At 71.1% G+C, this 22458-nt stretch carries 18 protein-coding genes and 1 pseudogene; 4 read left to right on the top strand and 15 right to left on the bottom strand.

The window, feature by feature from the left end:
* Window positions 1-73: 73 nt before the first annotated feature.
* The 8 genes from AB0K60_RS02055 to AB0K60_RS02020 form a co-directional block, all read right to left on the bottom strand.
* Window positions 74-1060, bottom strand: coding sequence for a BadF/BadG/BcrA/BcrD ATPase family protein (locus AB0K60_RS02055; protein WP_364047547.1), 987 nt, complete (start codon window positions 1058-1060; stop codon window positions 74-76).
* 7 nt (window positions 1061-1067) lie between these two features.
* Window positions 1068-1334, bottom strand: a complete 267-nt coding sequence (locus AB0K60_RS02050) for a hypothetical protein (protein ID WP_364047545.1) — start codon at window positions 1332-1334, stop codon at window positions 1068-1070.
* A gap of 69 nt (window positions 1335-1403) precedes the next feature.
* The gene (gene dxs / locus AB0K60_RS02045; protein WP_364047543.1) at window positions 1404-3296 is read right to left on the bottom strand and encodes a 1-deoxy-D-xylulose-5-phosphate synthase; all 1893 of its coding nucleotides are present in this window, start codon (window positions 3294-3296) and stop codon (window positions 1404-1406) included.
* 211 nt (window positions 3297-3507) lie between these two features.
* Window positions 3508-4713 carry an ROK family transcriptional regulator gene (locus AB0K60_RS02040; RefSeq protein WP_364048137.1) on the bottom strand — a complete coding sequence of 402 codons (1206 nt, stop codon included), beginning with the start codon at window positions 4711-4713 and terminating at the stop codon, window positions 3508-3510.
* A 50-nt stretch (window positions 4714-4763) separates the two neighbouring features.
* On the bottom strand, window positions 4764-6011 hold the full coding sequence (locus AB0K60_RS02035; protein ID WP_364047541.1) for an ABC transporter permease: 1248 nt from the start codon (window positions 6009-6011) through the stop codon (window positions 4764-4766).
* A complete protein-coding gene (locus tag AB0K60_RS02030) occupies window positions 6008-6787 on the bottom strand; it encodes an ATP-binding cassette domain-containing protein (RefSeq protein ID WP_364048135.1) in 780 nt (259 codons plus the stop codon). The genes AB0K60_RS02035 and AB0K60_RS02030 overlap by 4 nt, the downstream gene beginning before the upstream one ends.
* A gap of 177 nt (window positions 6788-6964) precedes the next feature.
* Window positions 6965-8086: a substrate-binding domain-containing protein gene (locus tag AB0K60_RS02025; RefSeq protein ID WP_364047539.1), complete on the bottom strand. Its 1122-nt coding sequence runs from the start codon at window positions 8084-8086 to the stop codon at window positions 6965-6967.
* Window positions 8087-8308: 222 nt separating this feature from the next.
* A complete protein-coding gene (locus tag AB0K60_RS02020) occupies window positions 8309-9136 on the bottom strand; it encodes a sulfite exporter TauE/SafE family protein (protein WP_364047537.1) in 828 nt (275 codons plus the stop codon).
* 200 nt (window positions 9137-9336) lie between these two features.
* Between AB0K60_RS02020 and AB0K60_RS02015 the strand changes: the two genes are divergently transcribed.
* A complete protein-coding gene (locus AB0K60_RS02015) occupies window positions 9337-9573 on the top strand; it encodes a hypothetical protein (RefSeq protein WP_364047535.1) in 237 nt (78 codons plus the stop codon).
* A 160-nt stretch (window positions 9574-9733) separates the two neighbouring features.
* Here AB0K60_RS02015 and acnA read toward each other — a convergent pair whose 3' ends face one another.
* Together acnA and AB0K60_RS02005 are read right to left on the bottom strand one after the other, a co-directional pair.
* Window positions 9734-12484, bottom strand: coding sequence for an aconitate hydratase AcnA (gene acnA / locus AB0K60_RS02010; protein ID WP_364047533.1), 2751 nt, complete (start codon window positions 12482-12484; stop codon window positions 9734-9736).
* Window positions 12485-12676: 192 nt separating this feature from the next.
* Entirely contained in the window at window positions 12677-13390 is a 714-nt protein-coding gene (locus AB0K60_RS02005) for a metal-dependent hydrolase (RefSeq protein WP_364047531.1), read from the bottom strand.
* Between the two features lie 569 nt (window positions 13391-13959).
* On the opposite strand from AB0K60_RS02005, the gene AB0K60_RS02000 reads away from it, so the two are divergent.
* The 3 genes from AB0K60_RS02000 to AB0K60_RS01990 all read left to right on the top strand — a co-directional run bounded on the left by AB0K60_RS02000 (window position 13960) and on the right by AB0K60_RS01990 (window position 16191).
* Complete coding sequence (locus AB0K60_RS02000) at window positions 13960-14685, top strand: PadR family transcriptional regulator (RefSeq protein WP_364047529.1); 726 nt, start codon at window positions 13960-13962, stop codon at window positions 14683-14685.
* A gap of 10 nt (window positions 14686-14695) precedes the next feature.
* Complete coding sequence (locus AB0K60_RS01995; RefSeq protein ID WP_364047527.1) at window positions 14696-15409, top strand: DUF1707 domain-containing protein; 714 nt, start codon at window positions 14696-14698, stop codon at window positions 15407-15409.
* A 140-nt stretch (window positions 15410-15549) separates the two neighbouring features.
* Window positions 15550-16191 carry a DUF6879 family protein gene (locus AB0K60_RS01990; protein ID WP_364047525.1) on the top strand — a complete coding sequence of 214 codons (642 nt, stop codon included), beginning with the start codon at window positions 15550-15552 and terminating at the stop codon, window positions 16189-16191.
* Window positions 16192-16767: 576 nt separating this feature from the next.
* On the opposite strand, the gene AB0K60_RS01985 is transcribed toward AB0K60_RS01990, so the two are convergent.
* The 5 genes and pseudogenes from AB0K60_RS01985 to AB0K60_RS01965 form a co-directional block, all read right to left on the bottom strand.
* Window positions 16768-17451: a hypothetical protein gene (locus AB0K60_RS01985; RefSeq protein ID WP_364047523.1), complete on the bottom strand. Its 684-nt coding sequence runs from the start codon at window positions 17449-17451 to the stop codon at window positions 16768-16770.
* Window positions 17452-17634: 183 nt separating this feature from the next.
* Window positions 17635-17829, bottom strand: a pseudogene (locus AB0K60_RS01980) (3' terminal RNA ribose 2'-O-methyltransferase Hen1); the annotation flags it as partial.
* Between the two features lie 64 nt (window positions 17830-17893).
* Entirely contained in the window at window positions 17894-18817 is a 924-nt protein-coding gene (locus AB0K60_RS01975; protein WP_364047521.1) for an LLM class F420-dependent oxidoreductase, read from the bottom strand.
* Window positions 18818-19014: 197 nt separating this feature from the next.
* Window positions 19015-20415, bottom strand: a complete 1401-nt coding sequence (locus tag AB0K60_RS01970; RefSeq protein ID WP_364047519.1) for a class I SAM-dependent RNA methyltransferase — start codon at window positions 20413-20415, stop codon at window positions 19015-19017.
* Window positions 20402-22441 carry an APC family permease gene (locus AB0K60_RS01965; protein ID WP_364047517.1) on the bottom strand — a complete coding sequence of 680 codons (2040 nt, stop codon included), beginning with the start codon at window positions 22439-22441 and terminating at the stop codon, window positions 20402-20404. Before AB0K60_RS01965 ends, AB0K60_RS01970 begins: the two co-directional genes overlap by 14 nt.
* Window positions 22442-22458: the final 17 nt, after the last annotated feature.

Below are 22458 nucleotides of genomic sequence, written 5' to 3'. Positions count from 1 at the left end.
CCGAGTATCAACCCGGACTCCCGCAGGCCAGACGGGCGACGCCGACGAATCGTGCCCCATGCCAGTGATCGAGTCAGGCCCCTGGAACAACTCGTTCACGCCATCCGCCAAGTATCAACCCGGATTCCGGCAGGCCGGGCGGGAGGCCGCCGCCGAGCATCGCCGCCGCGAGCAGCACGGCGCCGTCGACCGCTGCCCCCCGGGGTTCGGCCGCCTCGACCCCGGCCTCGGCGAGCCGCCGGGAGAACGCGTCGGCCACGCGGGCGACGCCGGGGATAAGGCTGCCGGCATGAGAGACCACGCGGGGGGCGCCGGGGGGCAGGGCGGCCATGGCCGTCTCCGCCAGGTGCTCGCCCGCCCGGTCTAGGACGGCGGCGGCCACCGGGTCGCCGTCCGCCGCAGCGGCGGCCACGTCCGGCACGAAGCGGGCCAGCAGGGTCGCGCGGTCGGCGCGGGTGTAGACGTCCGCGATCAGTTCGGCGGGGCCGCCGAAGCGCCGGTTGAGGGCCGCCAGGAGCGCGGGCGACCCGTCGGGCCTGCCGTCGTGGTGACGCAACGCGGCCGCGAGACCGGCTCGCCCGATCCACGCGCCTCCGCCGTCGTCGCCGAGCAGGTGGCCCCATCCGTCCACCTTGCGCCAGGTGCCGCGTCCGTCGGACCCGACGGCGACCGCGCCGGTTCCGGCGGCGATCACGGCTCCTCCGGCGAGCCCGAGGGCGCCGATGTAGGAGATGAGCGCGTCGGAGACGAACAGCACCTCGCCCGCGCCGGCCGCCGCGCCGAGCAGGCCCGGCAGCGTCGCACGCGGCGTTTCCCCCAGGCCGGACGCTCCCGTGCTGCCCAGCACCACGGCCTCGGCGCGGGTCACGCCCGCCGCCGCCAGCAGGTCTTCGACCAACCTGACCAGAACGTCCCCGCCCGTGCCGCCGCCCCCGCCCGTGCCGTCGCCGCCGGAGTCCCGGTCGCGCCGCGCCCGGGCCAGCGGCGTGCCGTTCAGATCCGCGAGCAGGCCGCGGGCGCCGGTGCCGCCGACGTCGAGGCCGATGACGTGCTCATCCATGACGCGCTCACCCATGGACGCGCTTACCCGTGACGCGTACGCCGACACGATCCGTGCCGGATCCCGGGCAGCGGCGCGATCGCAGCCAGGCCGCGGCCCGCGTCGGCATCACGATCACAACCGAGGCCGCGCCCCCGGCCACGGCCGCCGCCCGTACCGCCAGCACGATCACAACCAGCGGCGCGCCCCCGGCCTCGACCGCCGCCCGTACCGCCGACGCGATCACGACCGGCGTCGCGATCCCGGCCACGGCCGCCGCCCGTGCCGCCGACACGATCACAACCAGCGGCGCGCCCCCGGTCTCGGTCGCCGCTCATGTCGTGGCCGGGGTCGGCTGCGGCGGTCATCCGGAGGCGTGCTCCAGCGGCGTCGTACGGCCCGCCATCGCCTCGGTGACCCCGCGGGCGATGTCCCGCCCGGTGAGCCCGGCGCGGGTGAGGACGCTGGGGCGCTTGGCGTGTGACAGGAAACGCTGTGGGATGCCGTAGGTGCGGACCGGCGTGTCGACTCCGGCGTCGCGCAGCATTCGGGCGACGGCGTCGCCGACGCCGCCGACGCGGCCGTTGTCCTCGACCACGACGACGAGCCGGTGCGCCTGGGCGGCGAGGATCAGCGACTCGTCCAGCGGCTTGACCCAGCGGGGGTCCACGACGGTGGCGGAGATGCCCTGGGCGTCGAGCAGGTCGGCGGCCTCGACGCAGATCTCGGCCATCGGGCCGACCGCCACGATCAGCACGTCGGCGTCGCCGGCGCGCAGCACGTCCATGCCGCCGAGCTTGCCGACGGCGTCGAGGTCCTCCGGCAGCGCTCCCTTGGGGAAGCGGATGGCGGTGGGGCCGTCGTCGATGGCGATCGCCTCGCCGAGCAGTTCGCGCAGCCGCTCGCCGTCGCGCGGCACGGCGATCGACAGGTTCGGCACCACCTGCAGGATCGACAGGTCCCACATGCCGTTGTGGCTGGCGCCGTCGTCGCCGGTGACTCCTGCCCGGTCGAGCACGAGCGTGACCGGCAGGCGGTGCAGCGCGACGTCCATCAGCAACTGGTCGAACGCGCGGTTGAGGAACGTGGAGTAGATCGCCACGACCGGGCGCATGCCGCCGAGGGCGAGCCCGGCGGCGGAGGTGAGGGCGTGCTGCTCGGCGATGCCGACGTCGAAGATGCGGTCGGGGTACTCCTCGGCGAACTGGGCCAGGCCGGTGGGGTGCAGCATCGCGGCGGTGATCGCCACGAGCTCCTCGCGTTCCTTGCCGAGCCGGACGATCTCCTCGCTGAACACGTTGGTCCAGCCGTGCGCCCGGGGCCGCTCCTCGCCGGTGGCGATGTCGAACGGCTGCGGGGAGTGGAAGTTGTCCTCGTCGTGGTTCTCCGCCGGGCTGTAGCCCATGCCCTTGCGGGTGATCGCGTGCACGATCACCGGGCCGCGGAAGTCCCTGGCGCTGCGCAGCGCCGCCTCCACGGCGGCCAGGTCGTGCCCGTCGACGGGGCCGAGGTACTTCAGGCCGAGGTCCTCGAACATCACCTGCGGGGCGAGGATGTCCTTCAGGCCCTTCTTGACGCCGTGCAGCGTCTCGTACAGGGGGGCGCCGACGATGGGGACGCGGCCGAGGTTCTCCTTGATGAACTCCAGCGCGTGCTCGTAGTTCTGGGTGGCGCGCAGCGAGGCCAGGTGGGTGGCGAGGCCGCCGATCGTCGGCGAGTACGACCGGCCGTTGTCGTTCACCACGATGACGATCGGCAGGTCCTTGCGGGCGGCGATGTTGTTGAGCGCCTCCCAGGCCATGCCGCCGGTGAGCGCGCCGTCGCCGATCACCGCCACGACGCTGCGGCCGGACTCGCCGCGCAGGCGCATCGCCTTGGCCATGCCGTCGGCGTACGACAGGGCGGTGGAGGCGTGCGAGTTCTCGATGAAGTCGTGCTCGGACTCGGCCTGGCTGGGGTAGCCGGACAGGCCGCCCTCCTGGCGCAGCGTGCCGAAGTCGCCGGCCCGGCCGGTGAGCATCTTGTGCACGTACGCCTGATGGCCGGTGTCCCACAGGATCGGGTCGTGCGGGGAGTCGAAGACCCGGTGCAGGGCGATGGTCAGCTCGACCACGCCGAGGTTGGGGCCGAGGTGGCCGCCGCCGCGGGCGACCGAGGAGACGAGCAGGTCGCGGATCTCCGCCGCGAGCAGGGTGAGCTCGTCCGCGTCAAGCCGCTTGAGATCCTCCGGTCCGCCGACCGAATCCAGCACGCCCACCGCGCCATCGCCTCCGCTCTTGTCGAAACATTGGCGAGTCTAGTTGCCCGTCCTGAAGGGTCCCCATCCGATTGCACACAACCTTCACACAACGGTTTGGGTACCGGCGTCGGATGAACCGGCAAAACGGGCTCAGGTCGCTTTACGCCCCCGTGGTCGCTCCCCTAAGCTCTGCTGATCATGCGAAGACCCTCGTGGCGGCGCGTCACGACTAGGGGGCGCCGACCCGCGCCAGAACCTCAAGGGGGTCGGAGAGCACCTGGGAGAAGGCCAGCTCGGCCGCGCCCGTCAGGGTGGCGTCGTCGCCCAGGGCCGAGGTGCGCAGCCTCAGCCGCTCGCGGGTGCCGGCCAGCGCGCCGGTCGCGATCCGGCTGCGTACCTGGGCCGCGGACCCGAGGTAGATGTCGCGGAGCATCCCGCCGAAGATCACGATTTCGGGGTTGAAGATGTTGACGAGGTTGGCCACGCCGATGCCGAGCCAGTCGCCGACCCGCATGAGCGCGCCCTGCGCCATGATGTCGCCGCGGTCGGCGGCGTCGACCACGTCGCGGATCGCGTCGCGGCCGACGTGGTCCTCCACGCGCCCGGCCGCCTCAAGCACGGTGCGCTCGCCCACCTCGGCCTCCAGGCAGCCCCGGGAGCCGCAGCCGCACAGCCGCCCCCCGGGGTTCACCACCATGTGGCCGACCTCGCCGCCGTACCCGGAGTGGCCGCTGAGCAGCTGGCCGCCCACGATGACGCCGCCGCCGATGCCGACGTCGCCGTGCAGGTAGATCAGGTCGCGGCAGCCGACCCCGATGCCGCGGGTGTGCTCGGCGAGCGCGCCGAGGTTGGCGTCGTTGCCCACCGACACGGGCAGGCCGAGGCCGAGCCTGCGGGCCAGCTCCTCGCCGAAGGGCACGTCCGTGGCGCCGAGGTTGGGGCCGAACTTGACCAGCCCGTCCGCGGCGCGCACCCCGCCGGCGAACGCGGCCGCGGCCCCCACGCACACGGTGTCGGGGCGGGTCTTGCGCAGCATCTGCCGCGCGAACCCGGCGAGCTGGGTGGTGAGCGCCTCCAGGTCGAACGGGCCGCGGGCCCGGGGCGCCTCGCGGCGGTCGAGGATGACCCCGCCGAGGCCCACCCGTGCCGCCACCACGCGGTCCACGCCGACGTCGAAGGCGAGCACGTACACGCGCGCCGACTCGGGCCGGACGACCAGCGACGGCCGGCCGGCCCTGCCGGTCTCCTTCGGAAGCTCCTCACGGACCAGGCCCGCCGCCGTCAGATCGGCGGTGAGCGCCATGATGGTGCTGCGATTGAGCCCCATCCGGCTGGTCAGCTCGGCCCGTGAGGTCGGGCCGCCGAGGTGGACGTGTCGCAGGAGGACGCCGAGGTTGTGGCGGCGAATCTCCTCCTGCGAGGGTCCCGCGCGCATCATTTGTGGAGCCCCTGCAGTGCCGGCCGTGGGAGAGTCCCGGTCGGGAATCACCTTAGACCAGACGCCGCGGCGCGTTTACGCGAGATCGCGTCAACGCCGGCCGCGAGCAGCAGCACCGCTCCGGTGACGATGTACTTCACGCCCGAGCTGTAGCCCATCAGGCCCATGCCGTTGTCGATGACGGCGATCACCGCGCCGCCGAGCACCGCGTCCATCACCCGGCCCTTGCCGCCGAACAGGCTCGTGCCGCCGATCACGGCCGCGCCCACCGCCCACAGCAGCACGTTGCTGCCGCCGGTGTTGGGGTCGACCGAGGCTCCGCGGGAGGCCGCGATGATGCCGCCGATCGCCGCCATGGTGGAGCAGATGACGAACGCCGAGATCTTGATGCGGTCGACGTTGATGCCGGCCCGGCGGGCGGCCTCGGCGTTGCCGCCGACGGCGTAGATGTGGCGGCCGAAGGCGGTGCGCCTGAGCACGAAGGTCCACAGGATCAGCAGCAGCACGATGAGCGGCACCACCACCGGAACGCCCTTGAGCGAGACGATCAGCGCGTTGCGGCTGCGCTCCAGGTTGAGGATGTAGACCGCGACACCGGCGATCACCGCGAGCATGCCCACCCGGAACGCGATCAGGGACATCGGGTCGGCGGGCAGGTCGCGCTGCCTGCGCCGGTAGGCGCGCAGCAGTTGCACGCCCGCGTAGCCGACGACGCCCACGGCGAACAGCGCCCAGCTCAGCGCGGGCGGCAGGTTCCGGTTGGCGATGGCGAGGATGACCTCGTCCCGGATGGAGATGTTGGTGCCGCCGCTGACCAGCAGCAGCACCACGCCCTGGAAGGCGAGGAATCCGGCGAGCGTCACCACGAACGACGGAATCCCGACCTTGGCGACGAGCGTGCCGAGCACGAGGCCGATCACCATGCCGGTGATGATCGCCGCGATGGTGGAGACGTACCAGGGCAGGCCCTGGTTGGTCAGCGTCACCGCGAGCACGGCCGCGCAGACGCCGCTGGCGAAGCCCGCCGACAGGTCGATCTCGCCGAGCAGCAGCACGAAGACCAGGCCCATCGCGATCACGGTGATCTGCGCGCCCTGGGTGAACAGGTTGGCGAAGTTGATCGGTGTCAGGAACGCGGGCCGCAGGGTGGCGAAGACCACGCACAGCACCACAAGGCCGAACACGGCGGGCAGCGCGCCCATGTCTCCGCCGCGCACCCGCTCCAGGTAACCGCGCATTCCCGAGCCGAGGGTGGACGGCTGGGCGGTGCGTTCGGGGGCCATCGTCGTGCTCATGACGCCTCCTTGCCTTCCGTGACCCCGTTGCCGCCCCCGTTGCCGTTGGTGAGACCGAGATCCCCGCTGCGGCCGGCGGTGATCAGCTCGACGACCTGGGCGTGGGTGACCTCGGACGCCTTGACCTCCGCGGCCATCCGCCCGAGGTACAGGGCCGCGATCCGGTCGGCCACGGCGAAGACGTCGTTCATGTTGTGTGAGATCAGCACGACGGCCAGGCCGTTGTCTGCGAGCCGCCGTACCAGCTCAAGGACCTGCGCGGTCTGGGCGACGCCGAGCGCGGCGGTCGGCTCGTCGAGGATGACGACCTTGCTGTTCCACAGCACGGCCTTGGCGATGGCGACGGTCTGCCGCTGACCGCCGGAGAGGCTGGAGACCTGCTGACGGATCGACTTGACGGTGCGGACCGACAGCCCCTCCAGCGTCTTGGCCGCCATGTGCTCCATGGTGTCCTCGTCGAGGACCATGCCGCTCTTGCGTTCGCGGCCCAGGAACATGTTCTGGACGATGTCCAGGTTGTCGCACAGCGCGAGGTCCTGGTACACGATCTCGATGCCGAGGGCGGCGGCGTCGCGCGGCGTGTGCACGTGCACCGGCCTGCCCTCGAACAGGTACTCGCCGCGGTCGATGGCGTAGATGCCGCCGATGCACTTGACGAGCGTGGACTTGCCGGCACCGTTGTCACCGACGAGCGCGGTCACCTCACCGGCGCGTGCCGAGAAGGCGACGTCGTGCAGCACCTGCACCGGGCCGAAGCTCTTGTTGATCCCGCGCAGCTGCAGGATGGGCTGCGCGGCCTCCGGTTCCCCTGACCCGGACGAGCGTGGCTCGGTTGGGCGGGGGCTGGAGTCCCTGGACGTCGACGACACTGCACTCCCTCGTTGCTCTCCTGTCCTGGCTGCCGTGGCCGTGCCGCCGCCCCGGACGGCGGGGCGGCGGCACGGCGGACGGTGTCACTCGATGCCGGCTTCCTTGCACTTGTCGGCGTAGTCGTCGGTGCACAGCTCGTCCTTGGTGACGAAGCCGTCCGCCACCACGTCCTTGACGTTCTCGAAGAAGATCGCCTGCGGCTCCTCCAGGACGGAGGGCACGTCACGGTTGCCCTCGGGGTCCTTCACCGAGCCGCTGACGGTCGGCTTCTCGCCCTTGGCGAGGGCGACGGCGAGGCCGGCGGCCGCGTCGGCCTCCTTCTTGATCGCCTTGTAGACGGTCATGCACTGGTCGCCGGCGAGGATGTTCTGCAGGCCCTGTACGGTGGCGTCCTGGCCGGTGACCGGGACCTTGCCGTTCAGCTTCTGCTTGCGGAGCACGGTGATCGCGGCGTTGCCGAGACCGTCGTTCGCGGCGAGCACACCGGCGATCTTGGGCTCGCTGGTGAGCATCTGCTCGAAGATGGTCGCGGCCTGGGCGTTGTCCCAGTCCGGCACCGACTGGTCCGGGCCCTTGACGTACTCGCCGGAGTCGTACTTCGGCTTGAGCACGCCGTCGTAGCCGTTCTTGAACAGCGTGGCGTTGTTGTCCGTGGGCGAGCCGTTGAGCTCGGCCACGATGGGCTTGTCGGCCTTCTTGTCGGTCAGGCACTTGACCAGGCCCTCGCCCTGCAGCGTGCCCACCTTGGTGTTGTCGAAGCTGACGTAGTACGAGGCGCTGCCGCCCAGGGTGAGCCGGTCGTAGTCGATCGTGGCGACGCCCTGCTGCTTGGCCTTGTCGAGCACGGCCTTGCCGGTGCCGCTGTCCAGGTTGACGATCACCAGCACGGTCGCGCCGTTGGTGATCATCTGGTCGGCGATCGTCTGGAACTGGTTCTTGTCGCCCTGGGCGTTCTGGATGTCGAACTCGACGCCCGCGGCCTGGAACGCCTCGGACAGATACTTGCGGTCCGCGGTCTCCCAGCGGGCCGAGGACTTGCTGTCGGGAAGGATGACGCCGATCTTGCCGGGCTTGGCCGGCGCGGCCGAGGACGACGCGCCGCCGCCCTGGGCCGTGGTGGTCCCGCCGCCGTCGCCCCCGCAGGCGGTGAGACCGAGAGACAGCGCCGCCGCTCCGGCGGCCAGAGTGAAGATCCCCTTGCGCATGGGAGCACGGGTCCTTTCTGCTGTGGGTCGCGCCCGTGGGCGTGGCCCGGGGTCTGTGCAGTTGTGCCGGCCGAACAAGCGACCGGTACGGCGAGCGCCGGGTCACGGCTTCACCGTTCGGATGAATGTTGTTTGCGGCAACGTAAACCGCGGCGGCCAGCAACGCCAGACCTCTGGGGGGGTGAATTTGTTGTACCGGATAACAATCCAGAAACGCCGTCGTTACGTCAGCGCGTTCCACCACAGCCCGCGGACGATCAGCGCCACGGCCGAGGCCGCGGCCACCGCCAGCACGGCGATCCGGATCCGCCCGCCGTCCAGCCGCCGCCGCAGCGACCCCGCCACCGCGAAGCCCGCGAACACGAACGGCAGCAGCACCGCCCCGGTGAGCAGCGCACGCGCCGGGAGCTCGCCCCCGGCCGCCAGGGCCGTCATCGACAGCAGCGCGCCCGCGGCGAAGCACAGGGCGAGCGTGGCACGGATCTGCGGTCCCTTGGCGCTCTGGTAGACCAGCGCCACCGGCGGCCCGCCGATGCTGGTCGCGGTGCCGGTCACCCCCGCGACCGCGCCCGCCAGCGCGAGCGTCCGCGGGGTGCGCGCCACGCTCACCGCCGAGCCCGTCAGCGCCACGGCGACGAGCACCATCGTCCCGATGATCACCGCCAGCGCGTCCGGCGAGGCGGTCTTGACCACCCAGACCCCGGCGAGCGTGCCCGGCAACCGCCCGAGCAGCACCCACCGCACGCCGCGCCAGTCCACGTGCCGCCACTCCGACGCCAGCGAGAGCAACGGCAACACGAACGCGAGCACCTGCAGCGCGCCCGGCATCACCGTCGGATCGAGCAGCGTCATCACGGGCGCGGCCAGCAGCGCCAGCCCCAGCCCGACCGCGCTCTGCACCAGCGCCCCGACCAGCACCGCCACCCCGGCCACCAGCAACGGCGCCACAACCGCCCCCACATCCAGCGACAGGCCCGGCCCCGCACCCCGCCCGGCGCCCATGGCCGCGTACGCACCGGCGCACAACCCACTCAGCAGGCAATCATCCATGCAGTCGCACGCTAGCCCGCGAGCGCTGTCCTGGTCGCTCCATTTATCGACCGGTTTGCCGACGGCGCACCCCGCCCGACGCCCCCACGTGCACGGATCCGGCACTCCACAATGTGGTGATTACGTTAAGCATCCATCCGATACACAAGAGTGATCGGAGTGCCGTACTGAGAAGAAGACACGAGCTTAGCCTGACAAGTGTGCATGAGGATCAGAAGAGCACGCCGATACGCGTCAGCGTCGCGCTTCGCGACAGGATCGCCAAACTCGCACGAGAAGCAGGTGCACCGATGACCGCGATCATCGAAGAAGCCGTCTTCGACTACGAGCACAAGAGGTTCGTGGCCGAGTTCCGGGCGGCCGTGCATGGGACGATGGCGGATCCGGCGGCGTGGGCCGACTACCAGGCCGAAATCGCGATCTTCGACAACGCCTGACGCATCCCTGACGGAGCAAATCCGTGGCAAATCCGGGGCAAATCCGGGCAGGTCCGCCAGAGGAGGCCCGCCAGGGCAGGTAGGCCGAAGCAGGTCCGCCCGGCGAAGGGATGGTTCGCCGGGCGGACCCGGTCTCGGGTTGTTCCCCCGATGGCCCTGCTCAGCTCTTGGCGAGCAGGGAGCGCAACACGTACTGCATGATTCCGCCGTGGCGGTAGTAGTCCGCCTCGCCGGGGGTGTCGATGCGTACGACGGCCTGGAATTCGGTGGTCCGGCCGCCGGGGCCGGAGGCGCGGACGGTGACGGTGGCCGGGGTGGCGCCGGAGTTGAGCTCCTCGATGCCGACGATGTCGAAGGTCTCGTCGCCCGCGAGGCCGAGCGACGCGGCCGACTCGCCTTCGGGGAACTGCAGCGGCAGCACGCCCATGCCGATCAGGTTCGAGCGGTGGATGCGCTCGTACGACTGGGCGATGACGGCGCGCACGCCGAGCAGCGCGGTGCCCTTGGCCGCCCAGTCGCGCGAGGAGCCCGAGCCGTACTCCTTGCCCGCCAGGACCACCAGCGGGATGCCCGACGCCTGGTAGTTGACCGAGGCGTCGTAGATCGTGGTGACCGGCGCGCCCTCCTGGGTGAAGTCGCGGGTCCAGCCGCCCTCGGTGCCGGGGGCGATCTGGTTGCGCAGCCGGATGTTGGCGAACGTGCCGCGGATCATCACCTCGTGGTTGCCGCGGCGCGAGCCGTAGGAGTTGAAGTCCTTCACCTCGACGCCGTGCTCGCGCAGGTATGTGCCCGCGGGCGAGTCGGCCTTGATGGAGCCGGCGGGCGAGATGTGGTCGGTGGTGACCGAGTCGCCGAGCAGCGCGAGCACCCGGGCGCCGGTGATGTCGGTCACCGGGGCGGGCTTCTCCGGCATGCCGTCGAAGTAGGGCGCCTTGCGGACGTAGGTGGAGTCCGGGTCCCAGGCGAAGGTGCTGCCGGTCGGCACCGGCAGGGCCGCCCAGTGCTCGTCGCCCTTGAACACGTCGGCGTACCGCTGCTTGAACATGTCCTGGCCGATCGAGGCGTTCACCACCTCGGCGACCTCCTCCGGCGAGGGCCAGATGTCGCGCAGGTAGACGGGCTCGCCGTCGGAGCCGGTGCCGAGCGGCTCGGTGTCCAGGTCGATGTCCATGGTGCCGGCGAGCGCGTAGGCGACCACCAGCGGCGGCGAGGCCAGGTAGTTCATCTTCACGTCGGGGTTGATCCGGCCCTCGAAGTTGCGGTTGCCGGACAGCACCGCGGTCACCGCGAGGTCGGCGGACTGGATCGCCTCGCTGATCTCCGCCGGGAGCGGGCCCGAGTTGCCGATGCAGGTGGTGCAGCCGTAGCCGACGAGGTTGAAGCCGAGCTTGTCCAGGTACGGCGTGAGCCCGGAGCGCTCGAAGTAGCCGGTGACCACCTGGGAGCCGGGCGCGAGCGAGGTCTTCACCCACGGCTTGCGGGTCAGGCCCTTGTCGACCGCGTTCCTGGCCAGCAGCGCCGCGCCCAGCATGACGTAGGGGTTGGAGGTGTTGGTGCAGGAGGTGATCGCGGCGATCACGACGGCGCCGTGGTCGATCTCGAAGGAGGTGCCGTCGTCCAGCGTGACCGGGGTCGGCTTGTGCGGCCGGGCGCCGTCGGCGCTCGCGTTGGAGGCCGGCGGGTCGGAGGCCGGGAAGCTCTCCGCCGACGCCTCGTCCACGCCGCTGTCGTCGCTCACGTACGCCCGCACGTCGCGCCGCCAGGTCTGCTTGGCCGCCGACAGCTCGATGCGGTCCTGCGGGCGCTTCGGCCCGGCGATCGACGGGACGACGGTGGCGAGGTCGAGCTCGATGTACTCGGAGTAGACCGGCTCACGCGACGGGTCGTGCCACAGGCCCTGGGCCTTGGCGTACGCCTCGACCAGCGCGATCTGCTCGTCGGAGCGGCCGGTGAGCCGCAGGTAGGCGAGGGTCTCGCCGTCGATCGGGAAGATCGCGCAGGTGGAGCCGAACTCGGGGCTCATGTTGCCGATCGTGGCCCGGTTGGCGAGCGGCACCGAGCCGACGCCCTCGCCGAAGAACTCCACGAACTTGCCGACCACGCCGTGCTCGCGCAGCATCTGGGTGACCGTGAGCACCAGGTCGGTGGCGGTCGCGCCGGGCGGCAGCTCGCCGGTGAGCTTGAAGCCGACCACGCGCGGGATCAGCATGGAGATCGGCTGGCCGAGCATCGCGGCCTCGGCCTCGATGCCGCCGACGCCCCAGCCGAGCACGCCGAGGCCGTTCTCCATCGTGGTGTGCGAGTCGGTGCCGACGCAGGTGTCGGGGTACGCCTTGCCGTCGCGGGTCATCACCACGCGGGCCAGGTGCTCGATGTTGACCTGGTGCACGATGCCGGTGCCGGGCGGCACCACCTTGAACTCGTCGAAGGCGCCCTGGCCCCAGCGCAGGAACTGGTAACGCTCGTGGTTGCGCTCGTATTCGCGCTCGACGTTGCGCTGGAAGGCGTCCGGGGCGCCGAAGTAGTCGACGATGACCGAGTGGTCGATGACCATCTCGGCCGGGGCGAGCGGGTTGATCCGGTTCGGGTCGCCGCCGAGGTCGCGCACGGCCTCGCGCATGGTGGCCAGGTCGACGACGCACGGCACGCCGGTGAAGTCCTGCATGATGACGCGCGCCGGGGTGAACTGGATCTCCACGCTGGGCGCGGCGTTCGGGTCCCAGCCGCCCAGGGCGCGGATGTGGTCGGCGGTGATGTTCGCGCCGTCCTCGGTGCGGAGCAGGTTCTCCAAGAGGATCTTCAGGCTGTACGGGAGGCGCGCCGACCCCTCGACGGCGTCCAGCCGATAGATCTCATATGACGCGTCGCCCACGCGCAGCGTGTCACGGCTGCCGAAGCTGTTGGCGGACACGAAGATTCGCCTCCCTCGTTCCCTGTCGGTGGCCCTGCCAATATGAGGTTCCAAAGAGGCCACTTTTCCCCATGAATCCTGCCGCATGCACGATGCGGCATCGTCGGTCAGGGTGCCCTCACCCGCACCGCACTACCGCCCGCGGCAAGTGTCTCGACATCAAGATATCTTGCGCGATATCTCGATATCAAGTTAACCCATGGTGATCCCCGGCATGAGCCGCAGGTACAGCAGAACCACGATCCCCACCGACAGCGCCGGCGCGAGCAGCTTCTGCTCGAACGCCTTGCCGGTCTTGAACCCGATCTTGTACGGCAGCAGCCACCGCCCCTTGATCGGCCACAGCACCGGGCAGCCCCGCTCGGTCAGGCAGTCGCCGACGACGTGGGCGAACGCGCCGATCCCCACCGCCAGGCCGAGCCAGCCGTACCCCACCCCGAGCGAGCCGAAGATCAGGAAAAGGGCCGCCGTGAGCAGGATGTTCACCACGGCCGAGGTGATCGTCCGGCCCGGCACGCCGACGGCGAGCGCGCGCAGCGCCAGCCCGATCATCAGCACGACCACGATGTCCCGGCCGACCGTGCTGTACTGCGCGAGCGCGTGCGCGCCGAGCCCCGTGGCGACGCAGAACAGCAGGGAGTGGGTGGCGTGGCGATGCCCGCCGCTGAGGAAGTTGACCGCCTTGCTCAGCAACCAGGTGGCCGGGCCGAAGGTCTGGGCGATCGTCGCGCTGGGATGGTCCAGGTCGGGCAGCATCGCGGCCCCCGCGCACACCAGCGCCCCCGCGAGCAGCTCTGCCGGCAGCAGCGCGTTTCCCGCCACGGGCGTGAGCCCGGCGAGCGCCGGCGCGGACGCCAGCCAGATCACCGCGCCGCTCAACGCGTGCGAGTGCCCCATCATCCGCATATCACCACTTTCATGATCACGCTGGGTGACTGTACGGCATGGCGGGACTCGACGACAGCCCTTCCCGGTCATTCCACAGGGACATCCCGGACACAGCTCCCCGGCGGCCACGCCAGGTGACGTACCGGCGACCGGGCGACCACAGACCGGCACAGATTGGCACAGAGCGACGAGAGCAGGGGGGCCGGCGCGGCCCGGTTGGGCGTCTTCAAGGCGGGGTACTTGGCCCGTTTGGCGAAGAAGTTTGCGGATGCTGCTTGCAGGGGCGGGATTTGACGACACCTCGCCCAGGAACGCCGTTCCCAGGGTGCGCGTTCACTGGGGTGAGCATCGCGAAGGCCCCGGACAGACGGACAGGACCGCTCCATTCCAAGAGCACCCCCCAGCCCTCTCAGAGCGGAACGATCCCGTCCGTCGGTCTCTTCAACGGCCGGGCTCCGTGACATGTTCCCGACCGCGGCGTGATCGAGTTGTGATCTGAGTCACTCTCTCGACCGTTGCCGGCGACTGTTTTCCGATATATCGTTGAAGCATCGAGAACAGTCGAACTAGATCGAAAGGTGCGATCAATGACCAACGCATTCAGCATGGGCGGGGCCGGGATAAACGCCCCCTGGCCCGACCCGAGAGCCCTCCGCAGGGAGTTGAAGAACCTGATCACCACGATGACGGAGGCGTGGGGCGGGCACCCCGGCCACGGCGCCGCGCACGAACGGCACGAGCACCGGCACCGCGGTCCGCGAGGGCCGCGCGGCTTCGCCTGGGACTTCGGGCCCGGCCCGTGGGGCCGCTCGTTCATGTTCGGGGGCGGGCGTCCCGGATGGAGCCGGGGACGCAAGGCCAAGCGCGGCGACGTGCGCGCCGCGATCCTCGCGCTGCTGTCGGAGGAGCCGCGCAACGGCTACCAGATCATCCAGGAGATCGCCGAGCGCAGCCAGGGCGGCTGGAAGCCCAGCCCCGGCGCGGTCTACCCGGCTCTGCAGCAGCTCACCGACGAGGGCCTGGTGCGCGCCGAGGAGACCGACGGGCGCAAGACCTTCCACCTCACCGATGCCGGCCGCGCCTACGTGGCCGAGCACGCCGACGATGTCCGCGCCCCGTGGGAGGAGATGACCCCGCAGGTCGACGACAGCGCCTGGGAGATCATGGATCTGGGACGCCAGACGGCCGCCGCCCTGTTCCAGGTGCTGCAGACCGGCAGCGACGCCCAGGTACGGCAGGCGAAGCAGGCCCTGGCCGAGACCCGGCGCAAGCTCTACCAGATCCTGGCCGACGGCGACCCCGACGAGGAGTGAGACCCGCAAAGTGAACGAGCCCCGGACCGACGACCCCAGGCCCGACGCCCCTCGGCCCGACGAGTTCCGGACGCGCCCGACGCCGGGCGAGCCGAGCATCGGCGACCAGAGAATCGCCGATGTGAGAACCGGCGATGTGAGAGCCGGCGACCTGAGGATCGGCGACGCCGAGCGCGACGAGGTGATGGCGGCGCTGCGCGAGCACTTCGCACAGGGCCGCCTCACCTCCGACGAGCTCGACGAGCGCCTGGAGAGCGCCCTGCGCGCCCGCACCGCGCGGGACCTGCAGGCACTCACCGCCGACCTGCCCGGCCCGCACCCGGCGGACGCGCGGCCCTTCCTCGGTACCCGCGCCGACGAGCGTCCCTGGCACCCCTGGCACCACGGGTCCTGGCCCCCCGCTCCCTGGCACCACGGGCCCTGGCATCAGCACGGCCCCTGGGGTCGCCCGCAGTGGGGCTGGACGTCCGGCCCGCCCGCGCCGTGGCGGCACTCCCATGGCTTCCGGCCAAGCCGCCACGGCCCGTGGGGCCCGGCCTTCCGGCACCGGCACCGGCACCCCCCGTTCCCGTTGTTCCTACTCGCCGCGCTCGCGATCATCTCGGTGGCGGCCGGTACGGCGTGGCCGCTGATCATCGCCGTCAAGGTGCTGCTGTTCGGCACGATCGCGTTCATGGTCATCCGCGCGATCCGCCACCGGGGCTGGAGCCGTAGGCGCGGCTGAGTCGTCGGCCGTTCCCGACCCCCCGTATGGGGTGTCACATATTCACTCCTTTTGCCTTGACCGGTTGTGTCAGCCAATCAAGGATCGAGTGTCGCCGGGCCCGCACGGCGAGCCGATCGCGAGGCACAACGAGGAGGAGTATGAACGACCACGACGACACCGATGTCGCGGCCTTCCAGCAGTTACGCCAGGCCGACGGAGCCATTCTGCCCGTGGCCGAATACCAGTCCGAGTTCGCCGCCGTCTTCCGCAGAACCGAGGGGGTCATCTGGAAACTCGAACGCGCGCAGTACTTTCACGAGCCGTACGACGCGAGCTGGAACGCCATGATGGGGGGCCGCTGGCAGCGGTCTCTGGAGCTGATCGAGCAGGCGCGGGACACCTACGCCCGCGAGTACGACGGACCCGCCGAGTTCCGCCGGGTGCGCATCGTCGAGGCCCCGCTCACGCCGTACATGCAGTGGGAATTGCACTACCTCGCGGCCAGGGCGCTGGTGGGCGAACGAGGGAGGGTCGTTCCCGCTCACGTCGTACGGCCGCTTGAGACGGTTCAGCCGCTGCCCGAAGTCGTGATCTTCAGCGAGTCGCTGGCGTACCTGGTGCGCTACGACGAGATCGGCGCGCACATCGGGGGACGCCGGATCGTGGATCGTGACGCGATCCGGCCCTGTATCCCGATCATGCAGAGCCTGTTCGAGCGGGGCGAGGACATGCGCTCCTACGTCGAACGCGAGGTCGTTCCGCTTCCGCCGCCGGCCATCCGGCCGTCGATGGCCTCGTAGGCCCGACAGGCCGGACAGGCCCGACAGGCACCACCACAGGCCCGGGAGCCGGGGGCTCGAAAGCCCGGTGGGACCGGCTGACCCCGCGCCGCCCGCGCCCGCGCACGGGCGCCCGCACGCACCGCGTCAGGGCCTCCATCATCTGATGCGGACGCGCGTGCGATGACATACCGCGCACTCCTGGACGTGCACGTGACCGACGATTTCGATGTCCTGCCAGGTGTGCCGGAAATGCACGACCTTGGATCGGCCGTCGGTCCGCCCGCCCGAGCGGCCGCGCGCCGTACGGCCGATCCTCCGTGCGATCCAGCGCCCCACGCGCCGGGAAATCCCCCGCCACGACCCGCCGCCTACGGCGAAAGACACCACGTCCACGTCTCCTGAGCCCCGTTCACGAGACCTCGCGAGCCGTCCCGTCACCGAGAACGACGCTCCGCCGCCGGGCGGAATTCCCTCTCATTCCCGCGAATTCCATCGCACTCCGGCGACTTTGGGCGACTTCCGGCGACTTACGGCGCACTCCGGGGCATTCCGGCGCATTCGCGCCCATGCCCGCTCGCCCCGGGGAACGGCGGCTCAGAGGCGAGGGTCAACCGGTTCCGACTCCAAGGCCGGCACCGCGAACACGGGCTCGTGCACCCGCCACAGCGGCTCGCCCTCGGTCAGCCGGGACAATGCCTCCAATCCCAGCGCGAACTCCCGCAACGCCATGGAGCGCTTCTTCCCCAGGAACCGACGTCGCAATCCGCTCATCTGGTCTGTCTCGGTGTAATCAGGACCGTAAATGATGCGCAGATACTCGCGCCCGCGCACCTTGACGCCGGGCTGGACACGTCCGGCGGGCGGATGCAGGGGCTTGACGACCATGCCCTCCCCGCCCGACTCGGTCAGCCGCTCCCACCACTCGACGGCCGCCCGCCTGGACTCCGGCGAGCCGAGCGTGACGAAGACGTGCCGGGTCGGCGTGATCAGCCCGCCGCCCGTGCCGAGGCGGGAGAGCAGTTCCAGGTGCCACGAGTGCGGCCGTCCCGCCGCCGTGACACGGCCCTCGCAGGCCAGGATCTGGAACGGCGCGAGCCGGATTCCCTCCAGGCCGGAAACCGGGCCGCAGTACCGCGCATAGGCGTCGCGGAATCGGGCAGCGTTGTGCAAGCGGCGTCGGGTGCGGTCGTGCAAGCCGCCCACATCCAGTCCGCGCCCGGCAGCCGCGTCCAGCGCCGCGAGCGCCTCCGGTAGCGCGGCCCGCGCCGCCGCCCCCACCGCCGCGTACTGCTCCTTGATGAGGCCGCCGGCCTTCGCCGACCACGGCAGCAGCTCGCCCGGAGGTCTCCGGCGGGGCCATCGTCAGCGGCAGGTAGACGAGCCGGCGGGGGTCCACCGCGAACCGGCTCATGATCTGCAGCGCGGCGGCGGCGTTCTCCTGGCGACGGCGAGGTCGCGGCCACGGGTGCGGGCGAGCCGTATCGGGTCGACGTCGAGCATCAGCGCGGCCGTGCAGCGCTCGGGTGCCGCCTCCGGACAGAAGACCCGGGCCGTGCCGAAGGACTGGCCGAACTCCTGCACGCGGTCGGGATGCTTGTGCAGCAGGAAGCCGAGATCGGTGGCGGGCCTCAGGGTCGTGGAGATCGTGAGCAGCACGCTCGCCGATTGTTCCCGACGCCCGATCGGACCCGCCACTGATTAACGTCGCCCGGCGTCCTCCTCAGACGTGGGGCATGATCTCGGACGCGATCAGCTCCAAGTGGTCGAAGTCGTTCAGGTCGAGGATCTGGAGGTAGAGGCGCTCACAGCCAATCTTGGCGTACTGGTCGATCTTCTCCAGCACCTCGCCGGGCGTGCCGCCGAGGCCGCCGGTGCGCAGCGCGTCCAGGTCCCGGCCGATCGCGGCGGCCCGGCGGGCGGCCTCGGCCTCGTTCCGGCCGACCGCGATCGTCTGCGCCGCCGACATGATGATGGACTCGCGGCCGATCGCCGCGCAGGCGTCACGCACCCGGCCGTAGGCCGCCTCGGTGTCGGCCAGGCCGCGGAAGGCCACGTTGTACTCGTCGGCGAAGCGGGCCGCCATGCGGGGAATGCGGGTGGGGCCGGTGCCGCCGACGATGATCGGCGGACGGGGGCGCTGCGCGGGCTTGGGCAGGGCGGGCGAGTCGGCCAGCCGGTAGTGGGCGCCCTCGAAGGAGTACGTGGAGCCCTCCGGCGTCGTCCAGAGGCCCGTGATGATCTCCAACTGCTCCTCGAAGCGCGAGAACCGGTCCTTGCGGGGCGGGAACGGCAGCCCGTACGCGGTGTGCTCCGCGTCGTACCAGCCCGCGCCGAAGCCCAGCTCCACCCGGCCGCCGCTCATCTGGTCCACCTGCGCCACGCTGATCGCCAGCGGGCCGGGCAGGCGGAAGGTGGCCGGCGACACGAGGGTGCCCAGCCGGATCCGCGAGGTCTCCCGCGCCAGCCCGGCCAGCGTCACCCAGGCGTCGGTGGATCCGGGGCCCGGGTCCCCGGGGCCGATACGCATGTAATGGTCGGATCGGAAGAAGGCGTCGAAGCCGAGCCGCTCGGTCGCCTGGGCCACACGCAACAGGTCGTCGTAGGCCGCACCCTGCTGCGGCTCGGTGAAGATCCTCAGAAGCATGCCGACATTATGGACCTCCCACCCAGATCGGCACCGCTTCCCCTCCGGCGTGGGAGCCGCCTTTCGCGTCACTTTTCGGTGACCGTACGTGCTCGTCCGTCGAGGGCTTGTAAGGAATCAACCGCTATGCACCAAAAGTCGCACGCCGCGGGTCCGGCGTCGGAGTCGTCGCGCGGCCTTCCGGCCCCGCGGCGTCCTCAGCGGGAGCGGCCGGGCTGCAGCAGGGCCACGCACTCGACGTGGGCGGTCATCGGGAAGGCGTCGAAGGCGCGCAGGTCGGTGAGGTGATAGCCGCGGGCGTCGAACCAGGCGATGTCGCGGGCCATGGTCGCGGGGTCGCAGGAGACGTAGACGATGCGGGCGGCGCGCAGGTCGGCGATCCGGTCCACGACGGAGCGCCCGAGGCCGGTGCGGGGCGGATCGGCGACGACGATGTCGGCGCGCTCGACTCCGGCGGCGTTGAGCGCGGGCTCGATGCGGCCCCGCTCGACGCTCGCATGGGGCAGGTCGCGCAGGTTGCGGCGGGCGTTGCGGACGGCCTCCCGGTCGGACTCCACGCCGAGCACGGCGCCCTCGGGGCCCACGGCCTCGGCCAAGGCGGCGGTGAACAGGCCGGCCCCGCAGTACAGGTCGAGCGCCCAGTCGCCGGGGCGGGGCTCGGCGAAGCGCAGGACCGCGCGCAGGAGGGTCTCGGCCGCTCCGGGGTGGACCTGCCAGAAGCCGTTTGCGGTGACGTGGAAGGTCCGGCCGCCCGCACGCTCGCGCACGTCGGCACGGCCGCGCACCGCGCGGGTGCGATGGTCCTCCTCCACCAGGATGGCGGCCGAGGCGTCCAGGTCGGGCACCTCGACGTCGCCGTCGGCGGGCCCTTCGCCCGGAATGCCCACTGAGTCCCGCGAGTCGCGTATGTCTCCCGCATCCCGTGAGTCCCGGACCTCTTCGGTGTGACGCGTCCCCTCGGCATCGGTGGGACGCGTCCCGGCGGCGTGTTCCGCGTCCTTGCCGGAGCGGCGTGCCTTGGGCAGGGCCACGACCACGGCGCGGTCGCCGGTGGCGGAGGCGATCGCCTCGACGGAGGCCGCGCCGCGCCAGTTGCGGGTCTCGACGCCGATCTTCTCCACTTCGGGGTGGGCGATCAGGCAGGCGTCCACCGGCTCGATCTCGTGCGAGCGGTGCCGCCGTAGGCCGAGTACGCCGTCGGGGCGGGCGGCGAAACGCACCCGGGTGCGCCAGCCGAGACCGTCGGGCGCGCCGGGCACCTCCTCGACCGTGACCTCCCGCCGGATCCCGGCCAGCCGCCGCAGTTGCTCGGCGATCACCTCGGCCTTCAGCGCCCGCTGGGCCTCAAGCGAGGCGTGCTGCCAGTCGCAGCCGCCGCATCGGCCCGGCCCGGCGTACGGGCAGGGCGGGGTGACCCGGTCGGGCGAGGGGCGCAGCACCTCGATGGCGTCGGCGCGCAGGAACCAGGCCGTTTCCTCGGTGACGCGGGCGCGTACGCGCTCGCCGGGCAGGGCGTGCCGGACGAACACGACGCGGCCCTCGTGCCGCGCGACGCACCAACCGCCGTTGGCGACGTTGCCAACCTCAAGCTCGATCATTTCCCGTCCCGGTCGTCGTCTTTCGTGGTCCGTCCGAGGGGCGCCGGACCGAGCGCGCGGCGTACTGATCCGGGCGGCTCTTCAGGCGGTCGGAGGAGCGGAGCTGCCACGGCACGCTGGTCACCATGACGCCCGGCTGGAACAACAGCCGGGTCTTCAGCCTAAGGGCACTCTGGTTGTGCAGGAGATGCTCCCACCAGTGGCCGACCACGTACTCGGGGATGAACACGGTGATCACGTCCCGGGGCGAGCGGCGGCGCAGCTTCCTGACGTAGTCGAGCACCGGCCGGGTGATCTCCCGATACGGCGAGTCGAGGATCTTCAGCGGCACGTCGATGCCCCGGGCGTCCCACGTCTCCTGCAGTTTCCTCGCCTCCGCGCCGTCCACGGCCACGGTGAGCGCCTCCAGCGAGTACGGCCGCGTGGCCTGGGCGTACGCGAGGGAGCGCAGGGTCGGCTTGTGGATCTTGGAGACGAGGACGATGGCGTGGTTGCGTGCCGGGCGGATGGACTCGTCGAGCACCGCATCGTCCTCGACCGCGAGCTCGTCGGCGATCTTGTCGTAGTGCCGCCGGATGGCGCGCATCGTCACGAACAGCAACGTCATGATCGCGATGGCGATCCACGCGCCGTGGGTGAACTTCGTCACCAGCACCACGATCAGGACCACGGCGGTGAGGAAGGCGCCGAAGGCGTTGATCGCGCGCGAGCGCCGCATGCGGCGCTGCTCCGCCGGGTCGCGCTCGCCCGGCAGCTTCGCGTTCCAGTGCCGCACCATGCCGACCTGGCTGATCGTGAACGACACGAACACGCCGACGATGTAGAGCTGCACCAGCCGGGTGACCTCGGCGTCGAAGGCGTAGATCAGCGCGCCCGCGGCGGCGGCCAGCAGGATGATGCCGTTGCTGAACGCGAGCCGGTCGCCGCGGGTGTGCAACTGCCGGGGCAGGTAGCGGTTCTGCGCGAGCACCGAGCCGAGCACCGGGAATCCGTTGAACGCGGTGTTGGCCGCGAGCACGAGGATCAGCACGGTCACCACCGTGACCACGTAGAAGGCGGGCGGGAAGTCGCTGAAGACGGTCTGCGCCACCTGGACGATCACCGGGTGCGCCACCACCTCCCGGCCCGACTGGTCGTACAGGTGACTGCCCTGGGAGGCGTCGCCGAACTTGGCGCCGATGACGTAGGCGAGCGCGGTGATGCCGCCGAACATCGTCATCGCCAGCAGCCCCAGCATGAGCAGGGTGGCCGCGGCGTTCTGCCCCTTGGGCCTGCGGAAGGCGGGCACGCCGTTGCTGATGGCCTCCACCCCCGTCAGCGCGGCGCAGCCGGAGGAGAACGCGCGCAGCAGCAGGAACACCAGGGCGAGCCCGGAAAGCCCCATGTCCTCGCCGCGCACCACGTAGTCGGCCGTCTCGGCGCGCAGGTCGTCGCCGAGGGCGAGTCGCGTGCCGCCCCAGATCAGCGTCGCGAAGATCGCGACCATGAACGCGTACGTCGGCAGGGCGAAGGCCATCCCCGACTCGCGGATCCCGCGCAGGTTGATCAGGGTGAGCAGGGCGACCAGCGCGATGGCGGTGCCGACCTGGTGCTCGTGCACGAACGGAAACGCGGCGCCCAGGTTCTCCACCCCCGACGAGACGGACACCGCCACGGTCAGGACATAGTCGACCAGCAGCGCGCTGCCCACGCCGAGCCCGTAGTTGGGGCCGAGGTTGGTCGTCGCCACCTCGAAGTCGCCGCCGCCGCTGGTGTAGGCGCGCACATTCTGCCGGTACGACGCGACGACCGTGATCAGGACCACCAGGACGGCCGCGGCGATCCACGGCGTGAAGTGGTAGGCGGCGAAGCCGGCCACGCCCAGGGTGATCAGAATCTCCTGTGGAGCGTACGCCACCGACGACAGGGCGTCACTCGCGAACACCGGCAGCGCGATGCGTTTGGGCAGGAGCTGCCCGTGCGCCTGCCCGCTGCGAATCGCCGGGCCCACAAGCAGGCGCTTCGCCAAATCTGTTGCCTTCGCCACGTTTGACGATGCTAGCC

This window comes from Thermopolyspora sp. NPDC052614, assembly GCF_040678635.1.
GTDB lineage: Bacteria > Actinomycetota > Actinomycetes > Streptosporangiales > Streptosporangiaceae > Thermopolyspora.
Note: the sequence above shows the minus strand (reverse complement) of the source record. Positions and strands in the feature narration are given on the sequence as shown.